The organism is Actinomadura terrae, assembly GCF_022751215.1.
In the GTDB taxonomy this organism is placed as follows: domain Bacteria; phylum Actinomycetota; class Actinomycetes; order Streptosporangiales; family Streptosporangiaceae; genus Spirillospora; species Spirillospora terrae.
In genome coordinates this window covers 820,269-835,050 of record NZ_JAICDG010000002.1, presented here as the reverse complement: position 1 = coordinate 835,050, position 14,782 = coordinate 820,269, and the positions used below count along the sequence as shown (strand labels likewise).

At 71.9% G+C, this 14,782-nt stretch carries 11 protein-coding genes; 6 read left to right on the top strand and 5 right to left on the bottom strand.

The window, feature by feature from the left end; all coding sequences use genetic code 11:
- Nucleotides 1–14: 14 nt before the first annotated feature.
- Complete coding sequence (locus K2F47_RS13950; protein WP_242903275.1) at nucleotides 15–434, top strand: ester cyclase; 420 nt, start codon at nucleotides 15–17, stop codon at nucleotides 432–434.
- 346 nt (nucleotides 435–780) lie between these two features.
- Here K2F47_RS13950 and hpf read toward each other — a convergent pair whose 3' ends face one another.
- The 5 genes from hpf to mtrA form a co-directional block, all read right to left on the bottom strand.
- On the bottom strand, nucleotides 781–1,413 hold the full coding sequence (gene hpf / locus K2F47_RS13945; protein ID WP_242903274.1) for a ribosome hibernation-promoting factor, HPF/YfiA family: 633 nt from the start codon (nucleotides 1,411–1,413) through the stop codon (nucleotides 781–783).
- A 1,846-nt stretch (nucleotides 1,414–3,259) separates the two neighbouring features.
- Nucleotides 3,260–3,568 (bottom strand): ComF family protein, encoded by a 309-nt coding sequence (locus K2F47_RS41360; protein ID WP_242903273.1) that lies wholly within the window; start codon nucleotides 3,566–3,568, stop codon nucleotides 3,260–3,262.
- Nucleotides 3,569–4,045: 477 nt separating this feature from the next.
- Nucleotides 4,046–5,824: an LpqB family beta-propeller domain-containing protein gene (locus K2F47_RS13935; RefSeq protein WP_242903272.1), complete on the bottom strand. Its 1,779-nt coding sequence runs from the start codon at nucleotides 5,822–5,824 to the stop codon at nucleotides 4,046–4,048.
- On the bottom strand, nucleotides 5,821–7,605 hold the full coding sequence (mtrB, locus tag K2F47_RS13930) for an MtrAB system histidine kinase MtrB (protein ID WP_242903271.1): 1,785 nt from the start codon (nucleotides 7,603–7,605) through the stop codon (nucleotides 5,821–5,823). Before mtrB ends, K2F47_RS13935 begins: the two co-directional genes overlap by 4 nt.
- Nucleotides 7,606–7,752: 147 nt before the next feature.
- Nucleotides 7,753–8,430 carry an MtrAB system response regulator MtrA gene (gene mtrA, locus K2F47_RS13925; RefSeq protein WP_021598338.1) on the bottom strand — a complete coding sequence of 226 codons (678 nt, stop codon included), beginning with the start codon at nucleotides 8,428–8,430 and terminating at the stop codon, nucleotides 7,753–7,755.
- 422 nt (nucleotides 8,431–8,852) lie between these two features.
- On the opposite strand from mtrA, the gene K2F47_RS13920 reads away from it, so the two are divergent.
- The 5 genes from K2F47_RS13920 (at nucleotide 8,853) to K2F47_RS13900 (ending at nucleotide 14,782) form a co-directional block, all read left to right on the top strand.
- Nucleotides 8,853–10,514 carry an ICP22 family protein gene (locus tag K2F47_RS13920; RefSeq protein WP_242903270.1) on the top strand — a complete coding sequence of 554 codons (1,662 nt, stop codon included), beginning with the start codon at nucleotides 8,853–8,855 and terminating at the stop codon, nucleotides 10,512–10,514.
- Nucleotides 10,511–11,188: a DUF4129 domain-containing protein gene (locus K2F47_RS13915; RefSeq protein WP_242903269.1), complete on the top strand. Its 678-nt coding sequence runs from the start codon at nucleotides 10,511–10,513 to the stop codon at nucleotides 11,186–11,188. The genes K2F47_RS13920 and K2F47_RS13915 overlap by 4 nt, the downstream gene beginning before the upstream one ends.
- Entirely contained in the window at nucleotides 11,182–12,369 is a 1,188-nt protein-coding gene (locus tag K2F47_RS13910; RefSeq protein WP_242903268.1) for a DUF4350 domain-containing protein, read from the top strand. The genes K2F47_RS13915 and K2F47_RS13910 overlap by 7 nt, the downstream gene beginning before the upstream one ends.
- A 152-nt stretch (nucleotides 12,370–12,521) precedes the next feature.
- The gene (locus K2F47_RS13905; protein ID WP_242905967.1) at nucleotides 12,522–13,490 is read left to right on the top strand and encodes an AAA family ATPase; all 969 of its coding nucleotides are present in this window, start codon (nucleotides 12,522–12,524) and stop codon (nucleotides 13,488–13,490) included.
- Nucleotides 13,490–14,782, top strand: coding sequence for a DUF58 domain-containing protein (locus K2F47_RS13900; protein WP_242903267.1), 1,293 nt, complete (start codon nucleotides 13,490–13,492; stop codon nucleotides 14,780–14,782). Before K2F47_RS13905 ends, K2F47_RS13900 begins: the two co-directional genes overlap by 1 nt.

Here is a 14,782-nt window from a genome sequence, read left to right as displayed (position 1 = left end):
CGGAGAGCACTGCGATGACCACACGTGAGGAAGCAAGCGCTCTGGTGCTGCGGATGCAGGAGTGCTTCAACACCCGACAGTTCGACCAGGCAGCCGATCTGTTCACCCCCGACTTCGCCAACCACTCTCTCGGCGCCACCGGGTTCGACGCGGGCAGGGCCGCCTGGCGTGAGGTCGTCGCCCAGTTTCCTGACATGCGCGTCGTCGCCGACGACATCCTGGTCGACGGTGACAAGGTCGCCATTCGCTCGTCCGTCGAGGGCGTGGCGGCCGCGGACGGCGACACGCAGCCGCCAATGCTGATCGAGATCTTCCGCATCGACAACGGTCGGCTCGCGGAGGCCTGGGGGATCACCGAGGCCCCTACCCTCGCCTCTGACCGTTCACCGACGACCGCCACTGGCTCGCGAGCGCGCCGATCAACGGGTGGCTGATCCACCCCAGCAGCACCGCCCAGGCTCCTAAGCGGCCGCCCCTGCGACCAATGAGATCGTCGCCCTCCCCACACCGACACCGCCGGTGCTCGACTCTTGCAAGCCAACGCGTTGCACCCGACGGCGCGCACCAGCTCGGCCCTCACGCAGCTATGGGGGGTGCCCACCCCGCTCACTCGCTCCAGACACGGATGAGCGGGGCAGGACGACCCTCTGCTCGACCCCAACGCATTGCACCTATCGGCGCGGGCCGGGTCGGTCTGTTTCACGCGGCCCGCGCCGTGGGTGATGGTGTGTGGGTCGGCGGTTGGACGGTTTCGGGGTCAATGTGTGGGTGGGCGGGGCGTTACTCCTCGACGAGCCTGATGACTCCGTAGTCCCAGCCTCGCCGCCGGTAGACGACCGACGGATGGCCTGTGGCCTTGTCCCGGTACAGGTAGAAGTCGTGGCCGACGAGTTCCATCTCGAAGAGGGCCTGCTCGATGCCCATCGGCTCGGCCTCGTGGAACTTCTCGCGGACGACGATGGGGCCGTCGCCCTCCATGGGGATCGGGACGAGGTGCTCGTCCTCCGAGGGTGCGGGGGCGGCCTCCGCGGCCGGGGCCTCGGGCGCCCGCTCAGGTAGGGGTTCGGGAAGCGGCTCCGCGGGGGTGAGCTTGGCGCGGGCCTTACCGCCGTGGGCCTTGCGTCGCTCGCTGTCTCGGCGCAGCCGCGATTCGAGCTTGTCGAGGGCCAGGTCGAGGGCACCGTAGCGGTCGTCGGCGGCGGCCTCGGCACGGATCACCGGGCCCCGGGAGCGGATCGTCAGTTCTACTCGTTCGCGCTGATCGGCCTGTCGCGGGTTACGTTCCTCGGACACCTCCACGTCCACGCGGATGACCTTCTGGTTCAGCCGCTCGATCTTGGCCAGTTTGGTGTCGGCGTGCCGGCGGAACCTGTCGTTGATGTCGGTGTGCCGGCCCCTCACGATGATGTCCACGCGGGACCCCCCTTCTCCCGATTGCGATACCTACCCGCGCCGGAAGCCATGGCGGCTCCGGCCGGGTTCCACAGGACGGTGGGTCGCACCCGCCCGGCCGACCTGGTCTTCGTCCCCACATCCGCCTGCTGAGGGGCTCGCGGCGCTCTCGCCACTACTGCCCTTCTCCCGGTTCGGGGGATATCGGATCCCTCGACGGGGCAGGACTTACCTCTAAGGCGCACCGTGATCGGTCGACGAGAAGTCGCCTTACGTGGGCCGTTTCGCCTGCGCCTGGCATCGGCTAGCCGGATCGTCTGCCGTGCTCCTGATGAGCACTGCGATCCAACGCAACCACGGACCCGGGCGGGTGCCATGTCAGGAACGCTAACCCCTTCCGCCTCGAATGTCAGGGGGGTGGGCCGAGGAAAAACTCACTGACCGTCATCGACGACCGCCGCAGCGCGGTCTCGGCGGGTCCGTCGAGGACCCTTTGGACGGCCGGAACCCCCCGTACGCCGGGGCTGCGCACCCGGCCCGTCCGCAGGTCAGTCCAAACTGGCGATCTAGTGAGTTTCGCGATCTCCCTTCCTTTTGTGGCCGCATTGTGACGTCTGTTACCTCCGTTGCGATGGCGATGTTGGCACGGGGGGACAGAACAACTACGGATGGTGATGGGCAGTTGGGATGAGAGCGTCGATGTTTGAAGTGTGCTGAAGCGGTCATGCTGGCTGCGCAGCCGGTCGCCCCTGAAGAGGCGCTACAGTCCCCGCTCCGCCGGGCCCCTCTCCGCCTGCCCCCGTCCTGCGCCGGCCCTGTCTTGTCCGCCCCCGTCCCGCGCCCGGCCCCATCCCGCACCTGGCCGTGTTCTGCACTTGGCCGTGTTCTGCACCTGGCCGTGTTCTGCGGTCGGTCGTGTCCTGCGGTTGTGTAGGCTTCGAACCTGCTCAACGAGCTATGGGCGGCTTGGAGGGACTTCTACCGTTTACGGGTCTGCTCCTCCTAGCTTGGCTGGCAGTTGGCTCCGGCGGCCGCCACCTTTGGCCTGCTGCGAAGGCGCGGACGCCGCCGCCCCTCCGACAATCGGTTCCCGGGCCCTTACCTTGGTCGGTTCGGAGGCGTAGCTGTAGCCGCCCGCCGGGGACGCATCCCGAGGTGCCGTCATGTTGGTCTGTTTGGAGGCGCGGCTGCGGTCGTCCACCCGGACGCGGTCCCGAGGTGCCCGCCATGTTGGGTTGCCCGTAGGCCTGGGCACGGCCACCCGGCGGGGATTCAGTCTCGTGTGGGGCCGCCATCTTGATCTGTCCGGAGGCGCGGCCGCGGCCGTCCATCCGGCACTCGGTTCTGGGGGACCCGTCACCCTGGCTTGCACGAGGGGTCGACCCTGCCGCCCCCGAGGGCTTGGTCCCGAGGGACTCGCCACCTTGGTCTGCCCCGCGGCCGTAGGCACAGCCGCGCGCCGGGGAGTCGGTCCCTAGGCTGCCTCCATGTTGGTCTGCCCGTAGGCATGGGCACTGCCGCCCACTGAGGGCCTGGTCCCGGGTGGGCCGCCATCTTGGTCTGCTCGTGGCCGTAGGCGCGGCCGCCCGCCGGGGGCTCGGTCTCTAGGCGCCCTCCTCTTGGTCTGCCTGTGGGCGTGGGGGCGGTCGACGGGCGGGACTTGGTGCTGAGTGGACCTTGCGCCCTGGTTTGGTCTGGGAGCGTAGACGCGGCTGCTTGTGAGGGCTCGGTCCTGGGGGGTCACCACTTTGGTCTGCTTTCGAGGGGTGGGTGTGGCTGGTGGTTGGGGGCTTGGTCGCAGGGGCCTGCTGCCTTGGGTTGAGCTGGGTGTGAAGGCAGCCGACGGCTGGGGGCTCGGTCGCGGGTTTTAGCGTCTTGGTCTGCGGAGGGGGGTGGCTGCGACTGTGGCGGCGGCGGTCACCTCGGCTCCGGCTGCCCGCAGGGCTCGTGCGGACTCGGCCAGTGAGGCTCCGGTGGTGATCACGTCGTCGGCCAGCAGGACGCGGCGTCCGGTCATGTCGGTCCGGGGGTTGACCTCCAGGGCTCCGGCCAGGTTCGCCGCGCGCTCCGTTGCGTTGAGGCCCGCCTGGTCGTCCACTCGGCGGCGCTGCCGCAGCGCGGGGGTCTTGGTCGCGTTCACGCCGTGTGCGCGGAGGTGGTGGAGAGCCGCGTCCACCACTCCGCCCAGGGGGTCGTGGCCTCGGCGGCGGGTGGTGCCTCGGTTTGAGGGCACTGGGACCACGATCAGTTGGCGGCCTGAGGGTGCGGGGGGCTTGTGGGCGGCCTCGATCGCGTTAGCCAGTGCCCGGCCTAAAGGGTCGGCCAGGGGGGTGCGGCCTCGTTCCTTGTAGTTCACCAAGGTTGTTTGGACGGGGCCCTCGTAGTGCGCGATCGTCCAGGTGGGCGGGACGCCGGGCGGAGCCGAGAGTTGGCGAGGGGTGCTTAGGAGGGGTGCCGCGCAGGTGTTGCACAGAAGGGCGGGCTCTTCGCCGCAGCCCGCGCAGAGTTGCGGGAGGAGCAGGTCGATCAAGTCGTGGAGGAAGTTCATGTCCACGACGATGACGGCTTGGGACCTTTGGCCGTAACCCCTTGGCGCAATTGTGGATAACTGTCGGCTGGGGGTCTCTGACCTGGGGTGTTGTGAGGTTTGGGGCTAGTTGGGGTAGTTCGGGTCTCGGGCTGCGGTGGGGCAGATCCATTCACGGAATGACTTGTCCGCCGAGCGTTGGCGGCAGACCTGGTCCCGGCCGTTCGAGCGCGTGCCGATCAGGACGGGTTCGCCGGGGGCGGCGGCGATCGTGCGGGGTTCGCCCAGGGCGCCCACGCCCAGGGGCGTGATGGCGCTGCCGCTGACCGGCATGATGTAGGGGAGGGAAAGGTTGTCGCGTTTCGCGCGTCCTAGGACGGCCAGGTTGCCGTAGTCGCGCCAGGCCAGATCGATCGCGTCCTGGAGTTCGGAGCTGACGGGCAGGAACGAGCCGACGTCCAGGGAGCCGTCCGGGGCGTGGGCTATGCGGCCGATCTGGACCTGTGGACGGCCGTCGATACGGACGATGACGGCCGCGCGGACACCGTCGCGGGCGACGCGGAAGGCGAGGACCTCTCGGCCTCCGAGGCCCCAGTGCGCGGCGAGGACGGGGCGTTCGCCGCGTGCGCGTACCCAGAGCCAGGACTGGTTCGCCTTGCTCTCCACCGCCCAGAGGGTGCCGTCGCTGCTCCAGGAGGGGGCGGTGAAGCGTGCGCCGCGATGGGCGGTCAGTAGCAGGCGGGCGGAGGGTGAGCCCGTGACGGGGGCGGCGGTGAGGAGCTGGTCGCCCTTGCTGCTCAGACCGGCCAGCTCCTGGTAGTCGGGTGCGACGGCGGGGTGGGAGAGGTGGCCGGCGGGGCCGGTGACCACGGGTTGGGCGTGGTCGCGTACGAGGGTGCCTAGGAAGCCCGGCACGCCCGTGACGTAGGCGTTCTGGTGGGTCTGCCCTGTGAGGTCCCGTCCGTCCGGGGAGTTGCCCGCCCAGCCGCTCACGGGTTGCGTCGCGTCGCTGTTCTGGGGGCTGACGGAGTCGCCGTCGATCCTGAGCCGGAAGTACTGGATGCCCGAGAGTTGGCGCAGCGTCCAGGCGAGCTGGGCCGACATGCGTTCGACGCTGGCTCCGGCGGCCTCGCCGCTGAGGTCGACGGTGGCGACGTCCTTCTCGATGCTGAGGCCGCGAAGCCGCGTCCCGGTGGGGAAGGCGCTTTCGACGGCGCCGTTGAGCCAGGACGTGGGTCCGGTCAGGAGCGCCTGGACGAGGCGCGCCGGAAGCGTCTGCCTGGCCACGACCGGCAGGAAGATGCCGTTGGGGACGAGGGTGCGCTTGTCCGGGGCGAAGAAGTACAGGTTGACGGGGCGCATGGTGCGCTCCACGTCGTTCTTGGTCAGTAGCAGCCCGGATTTCTCCTCGCCGGGGAGGTTCGTGATGCGCCATCTCCCCTGCGCGTTCTTGGCGAGTTGGAAGGTGGCCTCAAGGTCCTTCGGGGCGGCGGTGTACTGGCCGTCGGAGCTGATCGTCCCCAGTTGCTCCGCGGTCACCTTGACGGTCGCCTGGCCGCTGGACGCCTTGTCCACATGCGGGTCGGGGATGCGACTCTGGAGGACGGTCACGTAGGGGCGCGGGCCGGGTTTCCAGGAGAGCTGGCCGCCGAGGTACTCCTTGGCGACCCTGTGGTCGTCGTCGAATCCGGCGGACGCGGCGAGGAAGCCCGAGACGATCTGCTCCGGTCCCCACTCCGGACGCGGGCCGACGGGGATCAGCCGCACGTACGGGTCGTCCACGCGCTCGGCGCGCTCGGCGGGCTTGCCCGTCACGACCTGTCCGCCGGTGGGGACGTTCGCGCATGCGGAAGCACCCAGGACGAAGGCCGCGAGGGCCAGCAGCCTGCACACACGTACGGTCAATCGCCCGCCTCCAGTTCCGCGAAGAGGGGACGCGCGTCACCCGCGCCCGGCGGGACGAGCGGCAGCGGGGAGCCGCGCAGTTCCGCACCGGCGACGCGGGGCAGCGACAGGCGGAACTGGGATCCGGCTCCAGGTTCGCCCCACGCCTGGAGCCAGCCGCCATGGAGTTGGGCGTCCTCGCGGGAGATGGACAGGCCCAGGCCCGTGCCGCCCGTCGTGCGGGCGCGCGCGGGGTCGGCCCGCCAGAAACGGTCGAAGACCATCTGCCCCTCCCCCGGTTTGAGGCCGACACCGTGGTCGCGTACGGCGACGGCCACGGCGTCGCGGTCGGCGCCCACGGAGACCACGATGTCCTCGCCCTCGCCGTGTTCGACGGCGTTGACGAGCAGGTTCCGCATGATGCGCTCTACCCTGCGCCGATCCACCTCCGCCATGCAAGGCTCGCCGGGAAGTTGCAGGACGACTTTGCTGCCCTTGCGCTCGGCCAGCTCCTGGATGTCGCCCACGGTGCGCAGGACGAGGTCGCGCATGTCGAGCGACTCCGCGTCGAGTGTGGCGGCGCCCGCGTCGTGACGGCTGATTTCCAGGAGGTCGGCCAGGAGGGACTCGAACCGTTCCAGCTGGCTCTGCAACAGCTCCGCCGAGCGTCCGACGGCGGGATCGTCGAACGTGTCGCGGTTCTCGTAGAGCATGTCGGCCGCGATCCTGATGGTGGTCAGGGGCGTGCGGAGTTCGTGGGAGACGTCCGAGACGAACTGGCGCTGAACCTGGGAGAGGTCCTCCAGTTCGCCGATCTTCTCCTGGAGGTTGGCGGCCATGTCGTTGAAGGAGCGGGCGAGGCGCGCAAGGTCGTCCTCGCCGCGGACCCTCATCCGCTCTTCGAGGCGTCCGGCCGCGAGACGTTGCGCTCCCTGCGCGGCCAGCCGGACGGGGATGACGACCTGCCGGGTGACCAGTGAGGCGATCGCCGCCAGGAGGAGCACCAGGACGATCCCCACTCCCGCCATGGAACGGCCCACGTTGGTGAGGGTGTGCTGCTCCTGCTCCAGCGGGAACAGGTAGTAAAGCTCGAACTGGCCCGTCCGGCCGCCGACGATGAGCCCGCGCTCGGACGGACGGTGGTCGACATAGGTGAGCTTGCCGTAGGTGTAGGCACGTGAACCGGCCGGTGCGTGCTGCAATTCCTCTTGCAGCCGCCTGGGGATGCTCTCCTCACGCAGGTCGTTGGTCGCGTATCCGCCGACGTACTGTTCCGTCGTGTCGCGTATGTAGACCTCATAGAGGCCGGACGGTCCGCTACGGGCTTTCAGCCGGTCGACCGTGGAACTCAGCCAGTTTCCGTTCTCGGCGGAGGCGCCCGCCCTGTCGCGCTGCACCTGGGCCAGGCCCTCGTCCAGTTGGAGACGGGCCGCCTTGACCTTCCCGTCCATGAGCGCGGACGACACCTGCTGCATGAGGAACATGCCGAGGATCGCCACGACGATCGCCGAGATGCAGAGCGTGGACGTGACGATCCGTACCTGAATGGAGCGACGCCACCGTTTGTAACCGCGCCGGGCCGTCCCACGCACGACGCGCCGCACGCCGCTCAGCCCGCGCCGGACGAACCGCTTGAACCGCCTCCCCAGGCCGCTCCTCCTGCTCGCACGGCCCTGCACGCTCGCCCCCGCGTGCGCGCTCGCCCCGCCCTGTGCGGTGGCGTCGTTCTGCGCAGCGGTGCCGTCCGGGGCGCCCCGGCCGTTCGCGCCGCCCTGGCCGTTCGTCCCGCCCGGGCCGCTCATGTCCGCACCCGGCCCGCGTCAGCGCGCCGTCCACGGTCGGAAACGGCGTCGCTCAGCGCCCCACCGGCGGTTGCGGGTGGGATGTTCGCGGGGCGGAGTCGGGTCGTCATCAGCGCGCCGTTCCGGGGGACGGGAGGATCCGGACGGTCAGGCGGGACCGGCCTTGTAGCCGACGCCGCGGACGGTGACGACGATCTCGGGACGCTCCGGATCCTTCTCGATCTTGGCTCGGAGCCGCTGCACGTGCACGTTGACCAGGCGCGTGTCGGCGGCGTGGCGGTAGCCCCACACCTGTTCGAGCAGGACCTCGCGGGTGAACACCTGGCGCGGTTTGCGGGCCAGGGCGACCAGGAGGTCGAACTCGAGCGGCGTGAGCGGGATGTGCCGGTCGCCCCGTTTCACGGAGTGCCCGGCGACGTCGATGGTGATGTCGCCTATCTGGAGGGTCTCGGGGGCGGGTTCGTCGGTGCGTCGCAGACGCGCGCGTACGCGGGCCACCAGCTCCTTGGGCTTGAAGGGCTTGACGATGTAGTCGTCGGCGCCGGACTCCAGCCCGAGCACGACGTCCACGGTGTCGCTCTTGGCGGTCAGCATCACGATCGGGACGCCGGACTCCGCGCGGATCTGGCGGCAGACGTCGATGCCGTCGGCCCCCGGCAGCATCAGGTCGAGCAGCACCAGGTCAGGCCGGGTCTCCCGGAACGCCTCCAGTGCCTTGTCGCCATCGTGGACGAACGAGGGCTCGAAACCCTCGCCTCTCAGCACGATGCCGAGCATCTCGGCGAGCGCGAGATCGTCGTCGACGACCAGTACACGTCCTCTCATGGCCCTCATCGTCACAAAGTCGGGGTTCGGTGGAGTGGGGTGAGACGCTCCGGCCCCACCTCGCCAGGGAGAGATATGCCTTGGCGTGCAAGGTTACCCGCGTTTGCGTCGTACATGACTCCTCCCGGACCGTGTCCGAGCACGCCACGTCTTATCCGTCCCTTATCCAAGGGACGGATTGTAAAGGGGACTCCCGAGACGGACACCCGGTTGACGGGTTGGGCCGTATTGGTCCGACTTGTCGTAACCCGGGCCGCCGATCACCGCCGAGCGGCGTTTACGGCGGCTCGCCCGTGACAGGATGACCTGACCGGCGGCCGCGGCGAGACCGGGGCCACCGCCCGGGCCCGAGACCGGGGCCAGCGCCCGGACCGGGGACGCGGGCGAGCCGGGACCCCCGTCAGAGATCGCAGGGAGCCAAGATGCCGGGACCGGACGGCTGGGACGACGACGTGGACGGCGCCGTCCCGTTCCGCCCCATGTCCATCTCGGAGATGCTGGACGGCGCGATCGCCGGGATCAGGCGGCGGCCGCGGACGACGCTCGGAATGTCGGTGGCCATCAGTACGGTGGTTCAGGTGGCCGGGTCGGTCGCCGCGTACTTCTTCATCGGGGACGAGGCGCGCGGCGAGGTCACGCCGGACGTGCTGCTGGACTCGATCGGCGCACAGGTCACGCTCGGGCTCGCGGGGCTGGTGCTGTCGGCGTACGGGATCCTGCTGATGGCCGGGATGATGGCGCCGATCCTCGGGCGCGAGCTGCTCGGCCTGCCGGTCGAGCCGGGACGGGCGTGGCGGGACGTCCGGCCGCGGCTGGGTCGGCTGGCCGCCACCGCCGGCGTGGTGATGGCGGTGCCGCTGCTCGCGCTGCTGCTGCCCGCGGTGCCGTTCCTCCTGCTGCTGGCGGCGGGCGCGCATCCGGCGCTGATCGTGCTGACCGGGCTCTTCGGAATCCCGGTCGGGGTCGGGCTGATGGTGTGGCTGTACATCATGCTCGTCCAGGCGGTTCCGGCGGTGGTGCTGGAGCGGCAGGGCGTCGGCGGGGCGCTCGGCCGGGCCAGGACCCTGTCCAAGGGCCGCTGGCTGCGCAGCTGCGGGACGCTCCTGCTCGCGCTGCTGGTGACGGTGTTCATGGGGTTCTTCGCCCTGCGAATCCCGTTCCTGATCGTGGAACTGGTGTTCTTCGGCACCAAGCCGGAGGGCGGCGCCGCCGTCGCGGCGCTGGCCGTCGACACGCTCGGGCGGATCGTGAGCTGGTCCGTCGTCCTGCCCTTCGACGCGGGGGTGATCGCCTTGCTGTACATCGACCGGCGCATGCGCCGCGAGGGCCTCGACCTCGACCTGCGCACCCGCGGCCGCTCCGCCGCGGCCCTGGCCGGCGACGGCGAGGGCGGCGAGGGCGGCGAGGGCTTCATCGACCTGTGGCGCCCCACCCGCACGCCCCCACCCCCCGGAGCGGGCTTCACGACGCCCCCGCCGACCACGCCGGGCATGGGCCCCCCGTCCGCCCCCCACCTGCGACCAGAACCCCCACCCGCCCCAGCGCCCGCCGCACCCCCCACCCCCTGGACAGGCTCGGCCTACCAACCAAACCCCGCGCCTGGGGGTGAGTTCCCGCCCGCACCCGGAACCGGCCTCGGTCTGGGGGCTTCGCCGGGCGCCGGGACGAATCCCGCGCCCAGGGCCGACTTCCCGCCCCCGCCCGGAACCGGCCTCGGGCCCGGGGCCGCGTCTGGTAGCGCGGCGAACCCCGCGCCCGGGGATGGGTTCTCGGCTGCATCCGGAACTGAGTTTGGGCCCGAGGCCGCGTCCGGTAGCGGGGCGAACCCCGCGTCTGGGGGTGGGTTTCCGGCTGCGTCTGGAGCTGAGGTTGGGCCCGGGGGCGCGTCCGGGCCGGATTCTGCGTACGAAGCTGACTTTCCGCCTGCGCCGGGAGTGGGGTTTGGGCCCGGAACCTCGGCTGGCTCTGGAACAGCTCCCGCTTCTGAAGACGACTTTCCGCCTGCACGCGGGAACGGGCCCGGGGGCGCGTCCGGTGGTGGGGTGGAGCCTTGGGGTGGGGGCGAAGGGGGGGTTGGGGCTTGAGGTTCGATCCGGTTGGGCGGGACGAGGCGCGCGAGATGGCGCGGCGGGAGTTGGACAAGCAGGTCTATCAGCGGGACAAGCCGTCCTGGTTGGAGCGGGAGTGGGAGAGGTTCACCGACTGGCTGGGTGACCTGTTGCAGCGGGCGGCCGCGCCGAACGCGCAGGGGAACGGGAGCGGGTGGGTGTCGGTCGCGGTCATCATCCTGATCCTGGCGGTGGCGATCGCGCTGGTCGCGTGGCTGATGTGGGGGCGGCGGAACCCGCGGTCGCGGGGGGACGCGCTGCTGGAGGACGAGCCGTCCACCGCGCTCGACCACCGGGACGCGGCTGAGGCGCACGCCGCCGCCGGGCAGTGGGCCGAGGCGATCCGGGAGCGGCTCCGCGCCGTCGCCCGTGACCTGGAGGAGCGGGCCGTGGTGTCGCCGCGTCCCGGACGGACGGCCGACGAGCTGGCGGCCGAGGCGGGCGAGGCCCTGCCGCAGCTCGCCGAGGAGCTGCGCGGCGGCGTGCGGGTCTTCGACGACGTCTGGTACGGCGACCGGCCCGGCACGTCGGAGGGATACGCGCGGCTCAAGGGCCTGGACGAGCGGTTGCAGGAGACGCGTCCGAAACCACTGGAGGACGACGACCTCGTCCCGGCCGTGACGGGTGAGGAGGGGGGCCCGCGATGGTGACCCAGGCACCGGTCCAGGCGCCCGCGGAACCGTCCGCCGGGCAGGTCGCGCGGCGGCGCTGGCGGTCGGCGCGGGGCGTCGTCGCGGCGTTGCTGGCCATGGCCGTGATCGCGGTCGTGCTGGCGGCGCTGCGGCCGTCCGGCTCGAACGAGCAGCTGGACCCGACGTCGGCCAAGCAGGACGGCACCCGCGCGCTCGCCGAGCTGCTCAAGCAGCGCGGGAGGCAGGTGACGGTGGCCAGGCACGCGAGTGAGGCGGCCGACGCGGCCGTGCCCCTGAGCATGGTGGTGGTGACCCGCAGCGAGCGGCTCACCGACGACGACATCGAGCGGCTCCGCTCCGCGCCGGGCGACCTGCTGCTGCTCGCGCCCGGGCGCGACGTCCTGGCGGCGCTGGCCCCCGGGATCACCACGGCCGGGCCGAGCTTCGAGGAGAGCGCCGACCCGGACTGCCCCATGCCCTACGCGAAGGTCGCCGGACGGGTGAGGTTCGGCGACTCCCAGACCTACGACGACCCGGAGGACGGCGTCGGCTGCTACAAGGCGGCCGGTTCCCCTCGGCTGGTCGCCACCATGGCGGGCAACCGGTCGGTGACGGTGATCGGTTCGTCCGGCTTCCTCACCAACGAGCATCTCGCCGAGGACGGGAACGCGGCGCTGGCCCTGAACGTGATCGGGCTGCCGCCCTCGATCATTTGGCTGATCCCGGACAAGCCCCCGGCGGGCTCCGACGCCGGGGACAAGACGGTCTCCGACATGGTCCCGTTCGGCGTCTGGCTGTTCTTCCTCGAACTGATCCTGACCGTGCTGGTGGTGGCGGCGTGGCGGGCACGGCGGCTCGGGCCGGTGGTGGCCGAGGCGCTGCCGGTCGCGGTGCGCTCCGCCGAGACGGTCGAGGGGCGGGCCCGGCTGTACCGGGCGGCCCGCGCCCGCGACCGGGCCGCCGACGCGCTGCGCTCGGGGGCCCGCGAGCGCATCGTCCCGCTGCTGGGCCTGCCGCGCGGCAGCGCGCAGGACCCGGCGGCCGCGCGGGAGATCGTCGCCGCCGTCGCGCTCCGCACCGGCCGCGAGGAGGCGTACGTGGGCTCGGCGCTGTACGGTCCTGAGCCCGTGGACGACGCCGGGCTGATCGCTCTCACCGACGTCCTCGACGACCTGGAAAGGCAGGTACGACAGTCGTGAACCACCCTGTTGAGCTCGGGAAGGGCGACGGGCCCGGCCCGGAGTCCGGCGCGGCCGGTCAGGGCTCGCCCGGCCAAGGCCCCGGCGGCGGGCAAGGCCCCGGCGGGGCCGGGCAAGGCGTGCCCGTGGACACGCCGCCGGGAGCCGAGCGGCTGCCCGAGGAGCTCCGGCGGGAGTCCGAGACCGCCCGCGCGGCGCTCACGGCGCTGCGCAAGGAGGTGGCCAAGACCGTCGTCGGGCAGGACTCCGTGGTGACCGGTCTCGTCATCGCGTTGCTCTGCCGCGGCCACGTGCTGCTGGAGGGCGTCCCCGGGACGGCCAAGACGCTGCTCATCAAGACGCTCTCGCGCGCCCTCGACCTGGACTTCAAGCGCGTCCAGTTCACGCCCGACCTGATGCCCGGCGACGTGACCGGTTCGCTGGTCTACGACAACCGCACGGCGGAGTTCGAGTTCCGCGAGGGGCCGGTCTTCACCAACCTCCTGCTCGCGGACGAGATCAACCGGACGCCGCCCAAGACCCAGGCGTCGCTGCTGGAGGCGATGGAGGAGCGGCAGGTCTCCGTGGAGGGGACGGCGCGTCCGCTGCCCGACCCGTTCGTGGTGTGCGCGACGCAGAATCCGATCGAGTACGAGGGCACCTATCCCCTGCCCGAGGCGCAGCTCGACCGGTTCCTGGTGAAGCTGACCGTGCCCGTCCCCACCCGGGACGAGGAGATCGCGATGCTGCAACGGCACGCCTCGGGGTTCGACCCGCGCGACCTGTCGGCGGTGCAGCCCGTCGCGGGCGCGGCCGAGCTGGCGGCGGGGCGGGCGGCGGTGCGCGCCGTCCTGCTGGACCCGATCGTCGCCGCCTATGTCGTGGACCTGTGCCGCGCGACCCGCCAGTCCCCCTCGCTCCAGCTCGGGGTGTCCCCGCGCGGGGCGACGGCGCTGCTGGCGACGGCGCGCGCCTGGGCCTGGCTGTCCGGCCGCGACTACGTGATGCCGGACGACGTGAAGGCGCTGGCCAGGCCCACGCTCCGGCACCGGGTGCAGCTGCGTCCCGAGGCGGAGCTGGAGGGCGCGACCGCCGACGGCGTGCTGGAGGGCATCCTCGCCCACGTCCCCGCGCCGCGCTGATGGCGCTGACCGGACGCCTGGGGCTGCTGGCGCTGCTCGGCGCGCTCGTCCCGCTGCTGGTGCCGAGCTGGTGGACGCTGCTCGCGCTGTGGGGCGTCCTGCTGCTCGGCGTCGTCGCCGACCTCGCGCTCGCGGGCAACGTGCGGGCGCTGCGCTTCCACCGGACCGGCGACACCAGCGTCAGGCTCGGCCAGACCGCCAACGTCACGCTGACGGTCGAGAACCTCGGCAGGCGCCGTCTCAAGGCCCGGCTGCGGGACGTGTGGCCGCCGAGCGCGGGCGCCACGCCCCGTACCGTCCGGGTGGACGTGCCCGCCGGGGAACGCCGTCGCGTGGAGATGGAGCTGACCCCGACGCGGCGCGGCGACCGGCGCGCGATCACGGTCGTGGTGCGGTCGGTGGGCCCGCTCGGGCTCGCGGCGCGGCAGCTCTCCCGTCCCGCGCCGTGGACGGTGCGGGCGCTCCCCGCGTTCCCCTCGCGCCGTCACCTGCCCGCCAAGCTGGCGCGGCTGCGGGAGCTGACCGGCGCGCACGTGGCGCTGATCCGCGGCCAGGGCACCGAGTTCGACTCGCTGCGCGAGTACGTGGACGGCGACGACGTCCGGTCCATCGACTGGCGGGCCACCGCGCGGCGCGGCGACGTCGTCGTGCGGACGTGGCGTCCCGAGCGGGACCGGCGCATCTACCTGGTGCTTGACACCGGCCGCACGTCCGCGGGACGCGTCGGCGACATCCCCCGGCTGGACTGCTCGATGGACGCGGCGCTGCTGCTCGGCGCCCTCGCCTCCCGCGCCGGCGACCGCGTCGACCTGCTCGCCTACGACCGGCGCGTCCGCACCCGCGTGGAGGGCGCGTCCCGCACCGACCTGCTGCCCGCGATGGTGCACGCGATGGCGCCCCTGGAGCCGGAGCTGCTCGAGTGCGACGCGGCGGGGATGGTCTCGACGCTGATGGCGCGGGTCCGGCAGCGCTGCCTGGTCGTGCTGCTGACCGACCTGAACACCGCCGCGATCGAGGAGGGGCTGCTGCCGCTGCTGCCGCAGCTCACCGCCCGGCACCTGGTCATGATCGCCGCCGTCGCGGACCCGCGGGTCGGCGAGATGGCGGCCGGACGCGGCGACCTCGCGTCCGTGTACGACGCGGCCGCCGCCGAGCGCGCCCGTGCGGACCGCCGCCGCCTCACCGCCGAGCTGCGCGCCCACGGAGTCGAGGTGGTGGACGCGCCGCCCGACGAGATCGCCCCCGCGCTCGCCGACGCCTACCTGGCCCTCAAGGCCGCCGGCCGCCTCTGA